This is a genomic window from Micromonospora globbae, assembly GCF_036184225.1.
GTDB lineage: Bacteria > Actinomycetota > Actinomycetes > Mycobacteriales > Micromonosporaceae > Micromonospora > Micromonospora globbae.
In genome coordinates, this window is the sequence record NZ_CP108084.1 from 5,367,747 (window position 1) to 5,385,273 (window position 17,527).

The window sequence follows — 17,527 nt, forward strand, 5'->3', positions numbered from 1 at the left end:
CCCCGGCCGGTCGGCCGGGGGCCCTCGTCGTGGGCGGCGGGTCAGCCGGGTCGGCGGAAACCGGCGACCGGCATGTTGTTGATGCTCGCCACCTGGACCGGTTTGCCGGCCCGTGGCGCGTGCACCATCTGGTCGTTGCCGAGGTATAGACCCACATGGTGCAGGTCGCTGAAGAAGAAGACGAGGTCACCGGGGCGCGCCTCGGAGCGCGGGATGGCCCTGCCCTCGTTCCACTGTGCACCGGTGAAGTGGGTCAGGCTGATCCCGGCGGCCTTGTACGCGTACTGGGTCAGGCCGGAGCAGTCGAACGCGTCCGGGCCGGTGGCACCCCAGACGTACGGGTCGCCGACCTGCTTGCAGGCCGTCTTGATGGCGATGTTCGCGGCACTGCTGACCACACCCCGGACCGTCGGGCACCCGGACACCTTGACCACGGTCTTCGGCAGCGACGCCTGGAGCCGCTTGATCTCGGCGTCGATGTGCTTCTTCTTCGCGGCCAGGTCGTTCTTCTGCTTGGTCTGCGTGGCGATCAGGGCGTCCAGCTTCTGCTTCTCCGCGTCGTACTTGGCGCGGACCTTCAGAATGCTCTCGACCTGCCGGCGCTCCTGCTTGGCCAGCCGGTCCAGGATGGTGAGCTGCTCGGTGAGGGTGTCGGGCTTGGCGCTGACCAGCAGCGCACCGATCTCCTGCGAGGGGCCGGTGATGTAGTAGCGGGAGGCGAGGTCGCCCACCCGGGTCATCGCCAGCTCGCTCTGCAGAGCCAACGGCTCGATCTTCTTCTGGAGGTTGTCCGACTTCTTCTGGTTGACCTTCAGTTGCGCCCGCACCTTGTTGTACTGCTCGATCGTGGGTTCGAGCTGCTCCCACTGCTTGTCGATCTGCTTCTCGATCTCCTCGACCGACGGGGCGGCGTGTGCCGGCGCGGCGAGCAGACCGGCGCCGACGGCCGCGACGGCGGCCAGGGTGAGCAGGCGACGGGCGGCCCGGCGCAGGCCACCCGGACGAGCGGAACGTCCCGGTGCGTGACGATGAGGGGGCATGGTTGCCACCGGCACCGACTCCTTTGCAACCGACCGCCGGGCGCCTCGCAGAGGGGAAGAGGGGCGAGGGCAGACGACCCTCAGCGGTCGGTGCCCCACGATAGGGAAGCGCCGGAGCGGAATCAAGGCGGCCCAGCGCGTCGTGACCCCCGTGCGACGGCACGCCTACGAACGGTGTCCGATGGCCGCGTGCCGCTACCGTCGGCTCATGGCGGATCTCACGCTCGCGCACGAACTCGCTCTCCTCGGCTACGACGACGCCGGCGTCAACCGGCTCGGCGCCCCCCATCTCGGCTTCGGTCTCGCCGGTGCCCTGCTCCTCGAACTCGCGCTCGCCGGACGGGTCACCGTCGCCGACGGCCGGCTCGTGGTGACCGGCACGGACCCGCTCGGCACGCCGCTGCTGGACGACGCGCTCGCCCGGATCGCCGCCGACCCCAAGCGTCGCCGGCCCCGGGACTGGGTCCGGCTGCTCGCCAAGGATCTGCCGGACCGGGTGCTGGACGGGCTGGTCGAGGCGGGCGTGCTGCGCCGCGAGTCCGACCGCGTGCTGTGGGTCTTCCCGCGTACCCGCTATCCCTCGCCGACGGGCGCGGAGCCGGTCGTGGAGACCCAGGCCCGGCAGCGGATGCTCGCCGCCGTGTCTTCGGACGGGCCGGTGGAGCCCCGTACCGCCGCGTTGGTCAGCCTCACCCGGGCCGTGGATCTGGACCGCAAGCTCTTCCGCGACCTGCCGCGGTCGCAGGTCAAGCGGCGGCTCGCGGAGATCTCCGAGGGGAGTTGGGCGTCCGAGGCCACGAAGCGGGCGATCGCGGACACGCAGGCCGCGGTGATCGCGGCCACGACGGCCGCCAGCACGGCGGCCATCATGACCACCACGACCTCCTGAGCGCACGACGCGCGACGGCGGTGGGCCGTGCCACCGCCGCCGCGCCGCGCGCTCCCGCGGGCGTACGCGGTCAGCCGGCGACCGGCTCGGCCTCCTTGTCGCCCTGCGCCTGCTCGGGCTTCACCGACCGCAGCAGGACGCTCGCCACGTCGACCACCTCGACCTGCTCGCCGGCGCCCTTGCCGTTGACGCCGTCGTTGAGCATCGTCGAGCAGAACGGGCAGCCGACCGCCACCGTCTTCGCGCCGGTGGCCATGGCCTCCTCGACGCGCTCGACGTTGATGCGCTTGCCGATCTTCTCCTCCATCCACATGCGGGCACCGCCGGCGCCGCAGCAGAAGGAGCGCTCGCTGTTGCGCGGCATCTCCGTGAGTTCGCCCTCGATGGCGGTGCCCAGCACCTCACGCGGAGGGGCGAAGACCCGGTTGTGCCGGCCCAGGTAGCAGGGGTCGTGGTAGGTGACGCCGCCGTCGACGGGCTGCACGGGGGTGAGCTTGCCGGTGGCCACGAGGTGGGCGAGCAGCTGGGTGTGGTGTACGACCTCGAACTCGCCGCCGAGCTGGCCGTACTCGTTGCCGAGGGTGTTGAAGCAGTGCGGGCAGGTGGCGACGATCTTGCGCTTGCTCTTCTCCCGCCCCTCGAACGCCTCGTTCAGAGTCTCCACGTTCTGCTGGGCGAGCATCTGGAAGACGAACTCGTTGCCGATCCGGCGGGCCGGGTCGCCCGAGCAGGTCTCGCCCTCGCCCAGGATGGCGAACTTCACGCCGGCCTCGTGCAGCAGCGTGGCGACGGCGCGGGTGGTCTTCTTCGCCCGGTCCTCGAACGCGCCGGCGCAACCGACCCAGAAGAGGTACTCGAAGTCGTCCACCTCGCCGACCCGCGGCACCTCGAAGTCCAGGCCCTTGGTCCAGTCCTCGCGGGTGTTCTGCGGTGCGCCCCACGGGTTGCCCTTGTTCTCCAGGTTGCGCAGCATGACGCCGGCCTCGGACGGGAAGCTCGACTCGATGAGCACCTGGTACCGGCGCATGTCGACGATGTGGTCGACGTGCTCGATGTCGACCGGGCACTGCTCGACGCAGGCGCCGCAGGTGGTGCAGGACCAGAGCACGTCGGGGTCGATGACCCCGCCCTCCTCGGCGGTGCCGACCAGCGGACGGTCGCCCTCGGCGAGGGCCAGCACGTCGACGTGGGCGAGCTGCGCCTCGGTGGCCTTCTCCTCGCCGGTGAGGTCCTTGCCGCCGCCGGCCAGCAGGTAGGGCGCCTTGGCGTACGCGTGGTCGCGCAGGCTCAGCACGAGCAGCTTCGGGGACAGCGGCTTGCCGGTGTTCCAGGCCGGGCACTGCGACTGGCAGCGGCCGCACTCCGTGCAGGTGCTGAAGTCGAGCAGGCCCTTCCAGGTGAACTGCTCCACCTGGGCCACCCCGAACTGGTCCTTCTCGGGGTCGGCCTCCTCGAAGTCGAGCGGCTTGCCGTTGCTCGTCATCGGGCGCAGGGCGCCGAGGCCGGAGCCGGCGGCCTTGGCCGGCTCGCGCTTGAAGAAGATGTTGGGGAACGCGAGGAAACGGTGCCAGGCCACGCCCATCGTGACGTTCAGCGAGATCACGATGAGCCAGGTCATCGAGATCACGATCTTGACGAGGGCGGAGACGTTGACGCCGGCCTCCCAGGCCGGGAGGGCGTTGCCGATCGCGTGGCTGACCGGGGTGGCCCACACGGGGTACGCGAAGTGGTCCGTGGCGACCTTGAACCCGCGGATCAGGAAGCCGAAGATCAGCACGAGCAGCACGACCCACTCGACGAAGTAGCCCTGCCACATCGTCGAGCCGGTGAACCGGGAGCGGCCGCCCGGCCGGTTGGGCCGGTTACGCAGCCGGATCGCCATCAGGACGAGGATCCCGGCAAGGCCCAGCACGCCGATGATCTCGGTGGCCAGGCCGAAGATCGTCCAGTGCCCGATGATCGGCAGTTCGCCGTCGACGGCGACCACCTCGAAGTACGCCTCCAGCACCAGCAGCGACAGCACGATGAACGCGACCATCACGAACCAGTGCGCGGCGCCCACCACGCTCCACTTGAGCATGCGGGTGTGGCCGGCGGTCTCCACCAGCATGGTCCGGGTGCGGGTGGCCTTGTCGGTGAACCGCTCAGGAGCGGGTTGACCGAGCCGGATGACTGCCACCATCTTCAGGACCGCGCGTACCGCAAGCCCCACCGCCACGGCGGTGATGGCGGCCGCGAGGATCGTGGTGACGATCTGGACGCTGCCCATCGAGTTGGCCTCCCGGTCTGCTGCCTGTCGAGCGGCGCGGCGACCGGTGCCCGGGACGGGACGCGATCGGCGAGCCGCCGCTGCCACACCCTCGACCCGACCGGTCGATGACCGCGCTCCGCTCGGTCATGCAGTGCAGCCTACGCGCAAGGTTACCCAGCAGTAACGTGAGTCTTCTCGCACCCGGGCCGCGCCGCCCTGCGCACACCATAGGGGCCCCCGCCCGGATTCGCCGGACGGGGGCGACGTCGAGTGAGGTGGATCCGCTCCGCGGGGCGTCCCGGGCCGGGTCCGCCCCCGGTGCGACGGGGACGCCGCGGGGTCAGCGCCAGCGGGAGAGCAGGATCAGGGAGGCGACCATCGCGCCGAAGCCCACCGCGAGGTTCCAGTAACCCCACGACATGACCGGGTACGCCTGCTCGGAGAGGTAGTAGACCACCAACCAGCCGATGCCGGCGACGATGAGCGCGACCGCCGTGATGGGCAGCCAGACCGGGCTAGGCTTACGCGTCGCCGCCGTCGCCGTCGGGCGCACGTCCGTCGGCGGGGTGTACACCTTCTTCTTGCGGACCTGAGACTTGGGCACGACGCTCTCCAGAGGGGGATATTACGACCTCGTCCGGCCTGTCAACCGGGCGCGGGGGCGACGGTCCATGGCCAATAATGTTCGACAGCTAGCGTAGTCCGGAAGACGCGCCCAGGCCACGAATGGGGTCAGGCGGATGCGCGGAGTGACCAGAATAGGTGGGTTGTCACGGGTCCACCTCCGGCCGGGAAGCCGGCGGGGTACGACGGGAAGGAACGCTCGGTGGAGTACACATCCGGCGCGGCCTCCTGGCAGAAGGTGCTCCGGCGCGCCGTCGCCGGGCTGCTGCCACGGCGACGGCGGCAACGACGGCCGGGCTGGTCTATCGGGGTGCCCGTGATCGCCGCCGCGGCCGGACTCCTTTTCACGACCACCGCCACCACGGCGGGCGGCACCGCCCTGCGAGAGGACCGGCGCCCCCAGCTCACGCAGTTGATCGAGGAGCGCCGCCAGCAGGTGACCGCCAGCGAGCAGCGCGCCGCGGAGCTGCGCCAGGACGTCGAGGAGCACACCGCCGCGCTCGCCGAGCAGGACGGCCCGATCAAGGCACAGCAGGAGCGGGCCGTCGCCAGCCGGGAGGCGGCCGGGTTCACCGCGCTCACCGGGCCGGGGATCACCGTCGAACTCAACGACGCGCCCCCGCGCAAGGACGAGCGCCTGCCGGAGGGGGTCACCAACGACGACCTGGTGGTCCACCAGGGCGACGTGCAGGCGGTCGTGAACGCGCTCTGGGCCGGCGGCGCCGAGGCCATGTCGATCATGGATGTCCGCGTACTGGCCACCAGCGCCGTACGCTGCGTCGGTAACACCCTGCTGCTGCACGGCCGGGTGTACTCCCCACCGTTCAAGATCGTAGCAATCGGCGATCCGGCCGCCATGCAACGGGCTCTCGCCGAGTCCGAGGGAGTCCGGTGGTTCAAGGCCGCGGTCGACGACTACCAGCTCGGTTACCGGGAGTCCGTCTCCACGGTGACCGTGCCGGCCTTCGAGGACTCGACCGCGCTGCGCTCGGCCAAGGTGCTCGGGTGAGCACCGGCGACCGGCCCGACGGGCGACACCGGGACGTCCGCGACGACGCGACCGCCTTCCTGCCGGCGGTCGACCCGGCGGTCGACCGGGACGAGCCGTCGGACGGCCGCCCGCGGAGCGCCTGGCCCGACCCGGTGCTACCGCCCCGCGCGCCGGCCACCCCGCAGCCTCCACGGCATCCCGCCCCGCAGCCGTCCGCCTCCGACCCGCTGCCCCGCCGGTCGCCCACCACCCCACCGCCCTCCACCGCGTCCGACCCCCTGCCGCGCCGGTCGCACGCCGCCCCGTCGGCAGCGGGTGGAGTGCCCGGGGACGGCGCAGTGGCCGACGACGCCTCGGCGTTCGCGCCCCGACCCGGGAACGGCGGGCGCTTCACCCAACCGCTCCGACCGCCGGCCGGCCCCGCCTCGCCCCCGCCGCCCTGGCCCGGCGCCGCATCGACCCATGCTCCCGGCGATCCTGGGCACTCCTTCCCGGCCGGGGCTCCGGGCTGGGGCGACGGCACCGCCGACGGGTCGTACCGGCCGGCGTCGCCGGTCCGGCCGGCCACGCCCGAGGGTCGCCCCTCCCACCCGACCACGCCCGAGGGCCGCCCGTCCCACCCGGCCACGTCCGCCCGGGGCGCCGACGACCGCGCCCCGTACGCCGCCGCGCCCGGCGCGCCGACGCCCGGTCCGTCGGCACCCGGCCGCGGTGGCCCGCCGGCCGCCGGCCCGGACGGCCCGACGGCGTTCCTTCCGCCGGTCGCCTCCCGCCGCGGGTCGAGCGGACCCGTCCCGCCGTCCGGTGGGCCGAACGCGCCGGTGTCGCCGGCCGCCGATCCGGCGGCCACCGCGCTCATCCCGGCCGTCACGACCCCGGCCCGCCACCCGACGCTGGACTCCACGGCGCTCATGGGCGCGGTGCCCAAGCCGCCGGAGACCGACGACCCGGTCGACACCGCCCCCGCCGAACCACCGCGCCCCCGCCGCGGCGAGCGGGTGGTCCGCCTGCGCCCGGAGCAGACCGGTGAGGGCTACAAGAGCGTCTACTCGGAGCTGACCCGACCGTCGTTCGGGTCCCGGCTGCGTACGGGCCTGCGGGTCACCGGCGAGCTGTTGATGACCTTCGGCCTGGTGGTGCTGCTCTTCGCCGGCTACGAGGTCTGGGGGAAGTCCGCGATCGTGGACGCACACCAGAACGACCTCAGCCAGCAGCTCGCGCAGGCGTGGGGGCCGACGGGCGACCCGACCGTCGCCGCCTCGCCGACGCCGTCGGTCAAGCAGAAGCCGCCGGCGCACGGCAAGCCCCTCGCGGGGCTCTACATCCCGAAGCTCGACAAGAACTGGGTCGTCGTCGAGGGCGTGACCCAGGCGGACATCCGGTACGCGCCGGGCCACTACCCGGACAGCGCCATGCCCGGCGAGGTCGGCAACTTCGCCGTCGCCGGGCACCGGAACCGGGCCACGTTCTGGCGGCTCGACGAGCTCGACAAGGGTGACGCGATCGTGGTCGAGAGCAAGACCGACTGGTACGTCTACAAGGTCTCGCAGTCCCGGATCGTCAAGCCCACCCAGGTCGAGGTGGTGGCGCCGGTCCCCGGGAAGCCCGACGAGAAGCCCACCAAGGCGATGCTCACGCTCACCACCTGCAACCCGAAGTTCGACAACTACCAGCGGTTGATCATCCATGCCGAGCTGGAACGGACCCAGCCGAAGTCGGCGGGCCGCCCGGCGGAGCTCGGAGGCTGAGCCGTCATGTACGCGTGGATCTGGCGCAAGCTGCCGTTCGGCCTGGCCGGCAAGCTGACCGGCTCGGTGCTGCTCGTCGCCGCCACGGTGGCGCTGCTCTGGTACGTGGTCTTCCCGTGGGCGGAGCCCCTGCTGCCCTTCGACGACGTGCAGGTCACCCAGGACTCCGGCGAGCCCGGCGGCCCGGCGGGCAACGTCATCCCGGGCGACGCGCCGCCGGGTGACGAGCACGACCTGCCGTACGACACCGAGCGGAACAACACCCCGCCCGCCTCCCCGAACCGGTGACCTCATGCGTGTACTCGTGATCGACAACTACGACTCGTTCGTGTTCAACCTCGTGCAGTACCTGGGCCAGCTCGGTGTGGGGTGCGAGGTACGACGCAACGACGAGATCGACGTCGCCGAGGTCGGACGCGTCCGCGCGGCCGGCATCCTGCTGTCGCCCGGGCCGGGCAGCCCCGACCGGGCCGGCATCTGCCTGGACGTCGTCCGCCGCTACGCCGGCGAGGTGCCGATCTTCGGCGTCTGCCTCGGCCACCAGGCGATCGGCGAGGCCTTCGGCGCGACCGTGGCCCGCGCGCCCGAGCTGCTGCACGGCAAGACGTCCGAGGTGCGGCACCACTCGGTCGGGGTCCTGGCGGGCCTGCCGGACCCGTTCACCGCGACCCGCTACCACTCCCTCGCCGTGCTGCCCGAGACGCTGCCCGACGAGCTGGAGGTCACCGGCTGGACCGGGTCCGGGGTGGTCATGGCGATGCGCCACCGCACCCTGCCGATCGAGGGCGTGCAGTTCCACCCGGAGTCGGTGCTCACCGAGGGCGGGCACCTCATGCTCGCCAACTGGCTGGCCGGCTGCGGTCACCCCGAGGCGCTGGAGCGTGCCCCGGCGCTGGCCGCCGAGGTCGATGCCCGCCGCCGCGCCGCCTTCGCGGCCGCCTGACGCCGCGCCCGGAGGATCGGCAGGGCCGGCGGGGCACGGCTCCGGGAACGTCGGCACCCCGACGTCACCTCGTCAACGCGTCGTCCACCTCGCGGCTGGGGGGTGAGCTGACCGCGGGCGGCCTGCGCCGGACGGCGTCCCAGGCCGCCTTGCCGCTGGCGAAGTAGTCCCGTACCGCCTTGCGGGCCAGCAGGGTCGCACCGCAGCCGGAGCAGCGGGCGTCCACCCCGTCGGCGTCGAGGCCCAGATGCCGGCACAACGTCACCGCCCGGGACAGGTGGTACGACTGTGTGACGACGAGCGCACGCTCGACTCCGTACACCTCCCGCGCGCGGATGCAGCTGTCGTAGGTGTCGAGACCGTAGGGGTCGGCCACGACCCGGAGCGGGTCGACGCCCAACTGCTCGGTGAGGTACGACGTCATCACCGCCGGCTCGTCGCCGGACGCGCCACGCCCGTCCCCGGAGACCAGCACCACCCGGGCCCGCCCGCGGTGCCACAGCTCGGCGGCCGTCTCCAGGCGCCCGGCCAGTCGCTCTCCCGGCTGCTGCCCGTCCACCGCCGTGCCGAGGACCATCACGACATCGGCGACCGGGGCCCCGTCCACGTCGTACGCGTGCCCGCGCGCGCTGATCGTCGTCCACAGCCACGGAACGCTGACGAGAAGCAGCGCGACCAGCAGCAGGGCGGCCGTGCGGAGCAGACGCCGTCGCCGGCGGTCCGGTCCGCCGCACAGGCCCGTCAGCGCTCGCACCGCACGCTTCCCCGGACCGCGTCGCTTCTCTGCGTACCGGTGCCGGCGATGCTCAGTCCCTGCCGGAGAGGTCCGCCGGTGGAGGGATCACCGGGAGGCCACCGCCACCACCCGTGGGGGGTCCGGTCGGCGTCTCCGTCGGCGTCGGCGTGGGAGAGCTGCTCGTCGGCGGCGTCTCCGGTTCGGGCACGGACACGACGATCGTGATTTTGGTTCCGCGAGGCTGCTTGCCCTTCGGGCTCTGCTTGAGGACCTTGCCGGCCTCCTCGGCCGGCACCTCGTCGCCGAGGTCGACGTCGACCCGGAAGCCCGCGTTCTCCAGCGTCCTGACGGCTTCCTCCCGGCCGAGGCCCTCCACGTTGGGGACCTCGCGGATGTTGCCGCGCGACACCTCGAGGGTCACCTTCGTCCCTTCGGGCACCTTCTGGCCCTCGGCCGGTGACACCTTGACGACGATGCCCTCGCGCTCCTCGCTGTCGACCTCCTTGACGTCGACGGTGAGGTTCGCCTCGCGGAGCCGTGCGGTCGCGCTGTCGACCTTGCTGCCCTCGAGCCCGGTCGGGATGGCGACCTCCGGCTTGCCGCCGCAGACGCGGACGATTACGGTGCGCTCCCGCTCCAACTGGGTGCCGGCCGTCGGGTCCTGGCTGGCCACCGTGTTCGGCGTGCAGTCGGAACTGAGGACCGGATCACCCGACTGGGGTGCCAGACCCGCCTGCTGGATCTTCGTGAACGCCTCCTGCTGGGTCAGACCGGTGACGGTGGGCACGGCGACCCGCTGGGGCTTGTCCTGCTCTTTCCAGAGCAGCGCGGCGACCAGGGCGATCACCGCGAGCACACCGACGGCGGCGAACGTGGCGATCAGCCAGGACGAGGCGCGACGGCGGCGCGGGTCACCGACCCGGGCCGGGATCTGCCCGGTCGGCGGGGCGGCCGCGCCGCCCGCCCGGTAGCCGGGAGCGGCCGCCGCCGGAGCCATCGGCATGGTCTCCTGCTCGCGCATCACCGGGGTCGCCAGCACGGGCCGGCCGGCGGCGGCCCGCAGCAGGTCGGCACGCATCTCGGCGGCGCTCTGGTAGCGGTTGAGCGGGTTCTTCGACAGCGCCTTCAGGACGATCGCGTCGACCGCCGGGTTCACGTCCGGGTTGATGTCGCTCGGCGTGGGCGGCGCCTCCCGTACGTGCTGGTAGGCGACGCTCACCGGGCTGTCCCCGACGAACGGCGGGTGGCCGCAGAGCAGTTCGAAGAGCACGCAGCCGGCCGCGTAGACGTCGGAACGGGCGTCCACCGCCTCGCCCCGGGCTTGCTCGGGCGACAGGTACTGTGCCGTGCCGATCACGGCGCTGGTCTGCGTCATGGTGGTGGCGCCGCTGGCCAGGGCCCGCGCGATGCCGAAGTCCATCACCTTGACCTGGCCGGTCTGGGTGAGCATGACGTTTCCGGGCTTGATGTCCCGGTGGATGATGCCGTGCCGGTGGCTGAACTCCAGGGCCGCGCACACGTCGGCGCAGATCTCCAGCGCCCGTCGCGGCTGGATCCGCCCCTCGGCGGCCAGCACCTCCTTGAGGGTCCGCCCGTTCACGAACTCCATGACGATGAACGGCAGGGTCTCGCCGGTCGGCGCGGTCTCCTCGCCGGTGTCGTACACGGCCACGATCGCCGGGTGGTTGAGCGAGGCGGCGTTCTGCGCCTCCCGGCGGAACCGCATCTGGAAGGTGGCGTCCCGGGCGAGGTCCGTGCGGAGCATCTTGATCGCGACGTCCCGACCGAGCCGCAGGTCGCGACCGCGGTGCACCTCGGCCATACCGCCGTAGCCGAGCAGCTCGCCGACCTGGTACCTGCCTCCGAGCAGGCGGGCCTGGGCTGTCATCGCGTCTGTCGTCCTTCGCTCGTCGTCGTCTCGCCGCTCGCCGGCCGGAGCCCCTCACTGTGACGGTACGACGTACCGGTCAGATCGTCGCGTCCGTCGAACCGTAGCGCGCCGGACACCACGGCCCGCGGGCCGAGCCCCGCGGACTCGGCCTGCCCGCTCTTTCGCAGCTTGTAGGAAATCACGCCGGAGCAGAGCAGGACCAGTACGGCAAGGAGAACGGCCACGAGCACCATGCCGGGGCGGGTCCGCCCCGGTGCGGGCGACACCGCGGCGCCGGGCTGCCCCACGTACGCCGGCGGCTGGTCCTGACGGATCGGTGCCGGTGGCACCGGGGCGGCGCCACGCGGGTAGCTGGCCGCGGCCATGGGTGGCCGGGGCTGCCCGGCCGCCGGGGCGACCACGGTCGGTCGCGGCGGCGGGGCGGACGCCGCGACGCCGGGGCGGGCCGCCGCGGCGGGCGGGCGCGCCGGCGAGGCGACGGTCGGGGGTCGCTGCGGTGCCGGGACCGGGCGCGACTGCTGTGGAGCCGGCACCTGGGCCCGTCCGGGCGCGGCGGCCGGTGACGCGGGCGCGCCGGAGATCGGTCGGGTCTGGCCGGCGGCCCGGGCCTGCTGGGACAGCGCCACCTTCAGCTGGCGCGCCACGCTGGCCAGCGCGGCGGCGCTCGGCCAGCGGGCCGCCGGATCCTTCGCCATCGCCCGCTCCACCACCGCCCGGACCTGCGGCGGGATGTCCGCCGGCAGCGGCCGGGGGGTTTCCTGGACGTGCTTCATGGCGATTTCGAGGGGGTTGTCCCCCTCGAACGGGCGGCGGCCGGCGAGGCACTGGTACGCGACGACCCCGAGCGCGTAGACGTCGGACGCGGGCGTCGCGACCTGCCCCATGGCCTGTTCGGGAGAGATGTACGACGCCGTGCCGAGCACCGAGCCGGCCGCCGTGAGCTGCCCCACCAGGTCGGATCGGGCGATCCCGAAGTCGGTCAGCACGAGCGTGCCGTTCGGCCGGACGAGCAGGTTGCCCGGCTTCACGTCGCGGTGCACGATGCCCTTCTCGTGCGCGGCGTGCAGGGCGTCGGCGGCCTGCGCGACGAGCGCCATCGTACGGGCCGGGGTGAGCCGCCCGACCCGGTTCAACGTCGCCGAGAGGGGGTCGCCCTCGACGTACTCCATGACGAGGAAGGCGATCTGCTGGTCGTTGCCGAAGTCGTAGACGTCCACCACACCGGGGTGGTTGATGGTGGCCATCGTCCGCGCCTCGCCGCGGAACCGCTCGGCGAAGCCCGGCTCGTCCAGCAGCGCGGGGAGCAGGCTCTTCACGGCGACCGTCCGGCCGAGCACCTGGTCGGTGCCGCGCCAGACGTCACCCATCCCACCGCTGGCGATCCGCTCGTCCAGGCGGTAGCGGTTGCCGAGCTGGACCCCGGGACTGAGCATGTCAGCGGCTCCCGGGGTCGGCGATGACGGCCCGCATGATGCGGCCGGCGATCTTGGCGGCCTCGGCGCTGCCCCCGGAGCCCGCCTGCTCCAGCTCGACGCAGACGGCGGAGATCGGCGTGCCGTTCTTGTCGAGGGCGAAGCCGATGAACCAGCCGTGGTCGGGCCGGTCCGGCGCGGACTGGGCGGTGCCCGTCTTGCCGCCGACCGTGTACCCGTTGATCTGCGCATTCCGGCCGGTGCCGTTCTCCACGACGCTGACCATCATGTCCCGGAGGTCGCTCGCGACCTGGCCGCTGATCGGCTGGCGCAGCTCGCGCGCCTTCGCCGTGTAGTAGCTCGTCGTGCGGTCCGGAGCGAGCAGCTGCCGCACCAGGTACGGCCGCATCTGGCTGCCGCCGTTGGCGACCGAGGCGGCGATCAGCGCACCCTGCAACGGGGTCATCCGCACGTCCCGCTGCCCGATCGACGACTGGGCCAGCGCCGCCGGGTCGTCCCCGCCATCGGCGTTCTGCATGGTGCCGGTGTGGCTGGCCGCCACGGGCAGCCCGTCCTCGCCGAGCTGCCCGACGGTCAGGTCGTCCTGCTCGAAACCGAACTGCCGGGCCTTCTCCTTGATCGCGTCGGCGCCAAGCCGGACGCCGAGCTTCGCGAAGCCGGTGTTGCAGGACTCGGTGACGGCCTCCATGAGCGTGACCTGCGCCTCCGGGCAGATGCTCGCCGCCGCGTTGCGGATGGGCGTGCCCGAGGTCGGCGGGGTGTAGCTGGAGCCGGCCGGGATCTCGGTGTCCTTGGTGATGCCGTTCTCCAGGGCCGCCGCGGCCACCACGACCTTGAAGGTGGAGCCGGGCGGCAGCGTCTCCGTCAGCGCCCGGTTCTTCAACGGGCCGTTCGCATCCTGCTCCAGCTCGTTGTACGCCGCCTGGGCCTTCTTCGAGTCGTGGCTGACCAGCGGGTTCGGGTCGAAGCTGGGCATGGAGACGAGCGCCTGCAGCGCGCCGGTACGCGGGTCGATGGCGACCGCCGCTCCCCGCTTCACGCCCAGGTCGTTGTTCCGCAGCCCGTCGTACGCCGCGTCCTGGGCCTTGTTCGACAGCGTGAGCAGCACGTTGCCGCCGCCGGTCTGGTCACCGGTGAACATGTCCTTGATCCGGTCACCGATCAGCTGGTCGCTGGTGCCGGCCAGGAAGTCGTTCTCGATCCGCTCGATGCCGGTGGCCGCGAGGTTGACCGGCTTGTAGCCGAGGACGTGCGCGTACTTCGCCCCGTCCGGGTACGTGCGCAGGTACTTCAGCTCGCCGGTGGTCTCCTTGCTGGTGGCCAGGGCCCGCCCGCCGGCCTCGATGTTGCCGCGCTTGCGCTCGTACTCGGCCACCTGGACGCGGCCGTTGTAGTCGCTGTTGCGGTACTCGTCGGCCTTGTAGGCCTGGATCCAGTTCAGGTTCGCGAAGAGCAACCCGAAGAGGATCATGACGACGACGCCGACACGGCGCAGCGGTGCGTTCACGGCCTGATCACCTCCGTGGGGGCACCGTGCAGCTGCTCGGGCGGGCCGGCGGAGGGCCGGGCGGCCTTGCCGCCGCCCGCCGTCACCGGACGGCGCGCGCCGTCGGAGACCCGGAGCAGGACGGCGATGAGCAACCAGTTGGCCATCAGCGACGAGCCACCGGCGGAGAGGAACGGGGTGGTCTGGCCGGTCAGCGGGATGAGCTTGCTGATCCCGCCGACGATCACGAAGACCTGGAGCCCGAGGGTGAACGCCAGACCACCGGCCAGCAGCTTGCCGAACGAGTCGCGGACCGCCAGCGCCGCCCGGAGCCCGCGCTCGACGATGAGCAGGTAGACGACCAGCAGCGCGGAGAGGCCGAACAGCCCGATCTCCTCGCCGATGCCCGCGAAGATGAAGTCGTTGCGCACCTCGGGGAGCAGACCCGGCTGGCCGCCGCCCGGGCCGGCCCCGAACAGGCCGCCGGTGCCGAGCGCGAGCAGCCCCTGTACCAGCTGGTAGCCCTTGTCGTGGGGGTCGGCGAAGGGGTCCAGCCAGATCTCGGCGCGGAGGTAGAAGTTCGCGAACGGCCCGCCGACCGTGGAGCCGAGGAAGTAGGCGAGGTACGCGCCGCCGAAGAACAGCACGAGACCGATGAGCAGCCAACTGACCCGTTCGGTGGCGATGTAGAGCGTCACCACGAACATGCCGAAGTACAGCAGCGAGGTGCCGAGGTCCTTCTCGAAGATCAGGACCAGGAGGCTGATCAACCAGACGACGACCACCGGGCCGAGGTCGCGGCCCCGGGGGAAGTCGATGCCGAGGAACCGCCGGCTGGCCAGCGAGAGCACCTCGCGCTTGCGGACCAGGTAGTAGGCGAAGAAGACCAGCAGGGCCAGCTTGGCGAACTCACCGGGCTGGATCGAGAAGCTCTCGCCGAACTTGATCCACAGCTTGGCGCCGTTGATCTCGGAGAACCGGCCCGGCAGCACCGCCGGGATCATCACCAGCACGATGCCGGCGAGACCCAGGGTGTACGCGTACCGGGAGACGGACCGGTGGTCGCGCATGATCACCAGCAGTGCGGCCGCGAGGATCACGGACACCAGCGTCCAGGCGAGCTGGCGGCCTCCCTGACCGGCGAAGACGGCCAGCGTCTCCCGCTCGGGCGGGAGCGCCTCGCCGAGGTCGATCCGGCGCAGGAACCCCACACCCAGGCCGTTGAGCAGCGCCACCGCCGGCAGCAGCGCCGGGTCGGCGAACGGGGCGAGGAAGCGGATGACCAGGTGCAGGCCGAGGAAGACCGCGCCGAGCGCGGCGGCGGGCACCCAGAAGTCCGGGGTGACCGTGTCGAGCATGTTCGCCTCGACGGTCGCCCCGTACGCGGCCACCAGCACCATGGCGAGCAGCAGCAGGGACAGCTCGGCGTTGCGCCGGGACCGGGCCAGGCGTACGCCCGGCTGCTCGCCCGTGGTGGCGGGCGAGGCTGCCGGTGTGGCCGCTGCGGTCACAAACTGGTCCTCTGGGTCGGGCCGGTGCTCACTCGGGCGACCGGCAGTTGGCCGGGTCGAGCACCGGCGGAACCGTGTCGGAGGGCGTGGCGTCGGGGCTGGAGGGCGCCGTCCCGGCCACGGCGCTGCCGATGGCGCTCGGGCTGGAGCTGACGGCGGCGCTCGGGCTGCCCGTCGGCGTGCCGGCGGCGGCGCTGCCGCTCGGGGTGGGCGAGGCCAGGGCGGACGTGGGGGCGGGGCTCGGCGAGCCGGTCGTCGCGGGCAGGCTCGGCGGGCAGAGGGGCTTCAGGTTCGGGTTCGTCGGGCTGTCGCTGGTCAGCTCCGCCAGCCGGCGCTCGGCGTCCGGCTCGCTCTTGGCCGGGATGCCCTGCTTGACCTGCTCCTGCGCGGCCAGGGTCAGGTCGTTCAGGTCCGCGGGGCTCCGGGAGTGCACGGTGGAGAGGTCCAGGCCGGCGATCTGACCCTGTATCCCGCGGAACACGGCCACCTGGCCGTCCTCGGTGGCGCCGACGTAGTACTGCCGCTGGGTGTAGCTCCACCCCGCGAAGAGCCCGCCGCCGAGGATCACCAGCAGCGCGAGCGTCATGGCGGCGGCGCGCACCGGGCGGTGCCGGCGCCGCTCCGGCTCGTCGTCGTCGCCGGCCGGCTCCTCCTCGGGAGTGGCGGACCGGGGGGCGGAGAGCGCGGACGCGCGGGCGGCCGGGGTGGAGGTGTCCGCCGAGGTGGCCATGCCACGGTCACGCGCGGCGGCCCCTCCGACGATCGGCGTCGCCTCGACGATGTCCTCGTCGGTGGCGTCGGCGATGATGACGGTGATGTTGTCCGGGCCTCCGCCGCGGAGCGCGAGCTGGACGAGCCGCTCGACGCACTGCTGCGGGTCGGCGTACTCCCGCATGGTCTCGGCGATCGTGTCGGCGCTCACCACACCGGAGAGCCCGTCGCTGCAGATCAGGTAGCGGTCGCCGGGCAGCACCTGGCGCACCGAGTACTCCGGGTCGATGTCCCGGCCGTCGAGCGCGCGGGTCAGCAGCGACCGCTGCGGGTGGCTGCTCGCCTCCTCGGCGCTGATCCGGCCCTCGTCGACGAGCATCTGGACGTAGGTGTCGTCCTTGGTGATCTGCGTGAACTCGCCGTTGCGCAGCAGGTACGCCCGCGAGTCGCCGATGTGCACCATGCCGAGCTTGCTGCCCGAGAAGAGGGTCGCGGTCAGCGTGGTGCCCATGCCCTCCAGCTGGGGGTTCGCGTCCACGGTGTCGCGGAGCTGCTGGTTGGCGGCGCCCACGGCCGAGCGCAGCGCGTCGACGAGGGCGTCACCCGGGACGTCCTCGTCCAGTGGCGCCATGGCACCGATGACGATGTTGCTGGCGACGTCACCGGCGGCCATGCCGCCCATGCCGTCGGCGACCGCGAGTAGCCGCGGCCCGGCGTAGACGGAGTCCTGGTTACCGTCTCGGATCAGACCGCGGTCGCTGTGGGCCGCGTAGCGCAGGGTCAGAGTCATGGCCGTAATTCGAGGGAAGTGCGGCCGATCCGGATCGGCACGCCGAGGGGGACGGGGGTTGGTCCGCTGACCTTAGCGCGATCCAGATAGGTGCCGTTAGTCGAACCGAGGTCCTCGACGAACCACTGCCCGTCACGCGGCACGAGGCGGGCGTGCCGCGCCGACGCGTAGTCGTCGGTGATGACGAGGGTGGAGTCCTCCGCGCGACCGATGGTGATCTGTGCCTCACCGAGCGTGATCCGGGTGCCGGCCAGTTGACCGGCGGTCACCACCAGTTGGTGCGCCGCCCTGCCCCGCTTGACCTTGGCCGGCTTCGCCGCCGGCCCGGTCGCGGCGCCGAGGGTCCGGGGTGCGGCGACCAGCCGGCCCGACCGGGCACCCGCGAACAGGTCCCGACGGATGACGCCGACCACCGTGAACACGAAGATCCACAGCAGGATCAGGAACCCGAACCGGGCGACGGTGATGACGAGTTCCGGCAAG

Annotated in this window: 15 protein-coding genes; 5 read left to right on the forward strand and 10 right to left on the reverse strand. The window is 72.4% G+C overall.

Features of this window, described 5'->3' with window-relative positions; translation table 11 throughout:
* Positions 1-41 precede the first annotated feature (41 nt).
* Positions 42-1,055 carry a C40 family peptidase gene (locus tag OG994_RS24310; RefSeq protein WP_240032894.1) on the reverse strand — a complete coding sequence of 338 codons (1,014 nt, stop codon included), beginning with the start codon at positions 1,053-1,055 and terminating at the stop codon, positions 42-44.
* A gap of 193 nt (positions 1,056-1,248) precedes the next feature.
* Between OG994_RS24310 and OG994_RS24315 the strand changes: the two genes are divergently transcribed.
* Positions 1,249-1,929 (forward strand): GOLPH3/VPS74 family protein, encoded by a 681-nt coding sequence (locus OG994_RS24315; RefSeq protein ID WP_328851084.1) that lies wholly within the window; start codon positions 1,249-1,251, stop codon positions 1,927-1,929.
* A 70-nt stretch (positions 1,930-1,999) separates the two neighbouring features.
* On the opposite strand, the gene OG994_RS24320 is transcribed toward OG994_RS24315, so the two are convergent.
* Both OG994_RS24320 and OG994_RS24325 read right to left on the reverse strand, forming a co-directional pair.
* On the reverse strand, positions 2,000-4,198 hold the full coding sequence (locus tag OG994_RS24320; RefSeq protein ID WP_120328242.1) for a (Fe-S)-binding protein: 2,199 nt from the start codon (positions 4,196-4,198) through the stop codon (positions 2,000-2,002).
* A gap of 322 nt (positions 4,199-4,520) precedes the next feature.
* A complete protein-coding gene (locus OG994_RS24325) occupies positions 4,521-4,784 on the reverse strand; it encodes a cell division protein CrgA (RefSeq protein WP_091126805.1) in 264 nt (87 codons plus the stop codon).
* Between the two features lie 222 nt (positions 4,785-5,006).
* Here OG994_RS24325 and OG994_RS24330 point away from each other — a divergent pair, with 222 nt between their 5' ends.
* The 4 genes from OG994_RS24330 to OG994_RS24345 are packed head-to-tail and all read left to right on the forward strand — an operon-like array spanning position 5,007 to position 8,486.
* The gene (locus OG994_RS24330; protein WP_120328243.1) at positions 5,007-5,813 is read left to right on the forward strand and encodes a DUF881 domain-containing protein; all 807 of its coding nucleotides are present in this window, start codon (positions 5,007-5,009) and stop codon (positions 5,811-5,813) included.
* Positions 5,810-7,543 carry a class E sortase gene (locus OG994_RS24335; RefSeq protein ID WP_328851085.1) on the forward strand — a complete coding sequence of 578 codons (1,734 nt, stop codon included), beginning with the start codon at positions 5,810-5,812 and terminating at the stop codon, positions 7,541-7,543. Before OG994_RS24330 ends, OG994_RS24335 begins: the two co-directional genes overlap by 4 nt.
* A gap of 6 nt (positions 7,544-7,549) precedes the next feature.
* On the forward strand, positions 7,550-7,831 hold the full coding sequence (locus OG994_RS24340) for a hypothetical protein (RefSeq protein WP_120328244.1): 282 nt from the start codon (positions 7,550-7,552) through the stop codon (positions 7,829-7,831).
* 4 nt (positions 7,832-7,835) lie between these two features.
* Positions 7,836-8,486 carry an aminodeoxychorismate/anthranilate synthase component II gene (locus OG994_RS24345; RefSeq protein WP_328851086.1) on the forward strand — a complete coding sequence of 217 codons (651 nt, stop codon included), beginning with the start codon at positions 7,836-7,838 and terminating at the stop codon, positions 8,484-8,486.
* A 64-nt stretch (positions 8,487-8,550) separates the two neighbouring features.
* On the opposite strand, the gene OG994_RS24350 is transcribed toward OG994_RS24345, so the two are convergent.
* The 7 genes from OG994_RS24350 to OG994_RS24380 are packed head-to-tail and all read right to left on the reverse strand — an operon-like array spanning position 8,551 to position 17,526.
* Positions 8,551-9,240 carry a SanA/YdcF family protein gene (locus OG994_RS24350; RefSeq protein ID WP_328851087.1) on the reverse strand — a complete coding sequence of 230 codons (690 nt, stop codon included), beginning with the start codon at positions 9,238-9,240 and terminating at the stop codon, positions 8,551-8,553.
* A gap of 52 nt (positions 9,241-9,292) precedes the next feature.
* On the reverse strand, positions 9,293-11,110 hold the full coding sequence (gene pknB, locus OG994_RS24355) for a Stk1 family PASTA domain-containing Ser/Thr kinase (RefSeq protein WP_328851088.1): 1,818 nt from the start codon (positions 11,108-11,110) through the stop codon (positions 9,293-9,295).
* Complete coding sequence (locus OG994_RS24360) at positions 11,107-12,546, reverse strand: protein kinase domain-containing protein (protein ID WP_328851089.1); 1,440 nt, start codon at positions 12,544-12,546, stop codon at positions 11,107-11,109. Before OG994_RS24360 ends, pknB begins: the two co-directional genes overlap by 4 nt.
* Position 12,547: 1 nt before the next feature.
* A complete protein-coding gene (locus OG994_RS24365) occupies positions 12,548-14,053 on the reverse strand; it encodes a peptidoglycan D,D-transpeptidase FtsI family protein (protein ID WP_328851090.1) in 1,506 nt (501 codons plus the stop codon).
* Complete coding sequence (locus tag OG994_RS24370) at positions 14,050-15,543, reverse strand: FtsW/RodA/SpoVE family cell cycle protein (protein WP_120328249.1); 1,494 nt, start codon at positions 15,541-15,543, stop codon at positions 14,050-14,052. The genes OG994_RS24365 and OG994_RS24370 overlap by 4 nt, the downstream gene beginning before the upstream one ends.
* Positions 15,544-15,571: 28 nt before the next feature.
* Entirely contained in the window at positions 15,572-17,044 is a 1,473-nt protein-coding gene (locus OG994_RS24375; protein ID WP_328851091.1) for a protein phosphatase 2C domain-containing protein, read from the reverse strand.
* Positions 17,041-17,526 carry an FHA domain-containing protein FhaB/FipA gene (locus OG994_RS24380; RefSeq protein ID WP_328851092.1) on the reverse strand — a complete coding sequence of 162 codons (486 nt, stop codon included), beginning with the start codon at positions 17,524-17,526 and terminating at the stop codon, positions 17,041-17,043. The genes OG994_RS24375 and OG994_RS24380 overlap by 4 nt, the downstream gene beginning before the upstream one ends.
* Position 17,527: the final 1 nt, after the last annotated feature.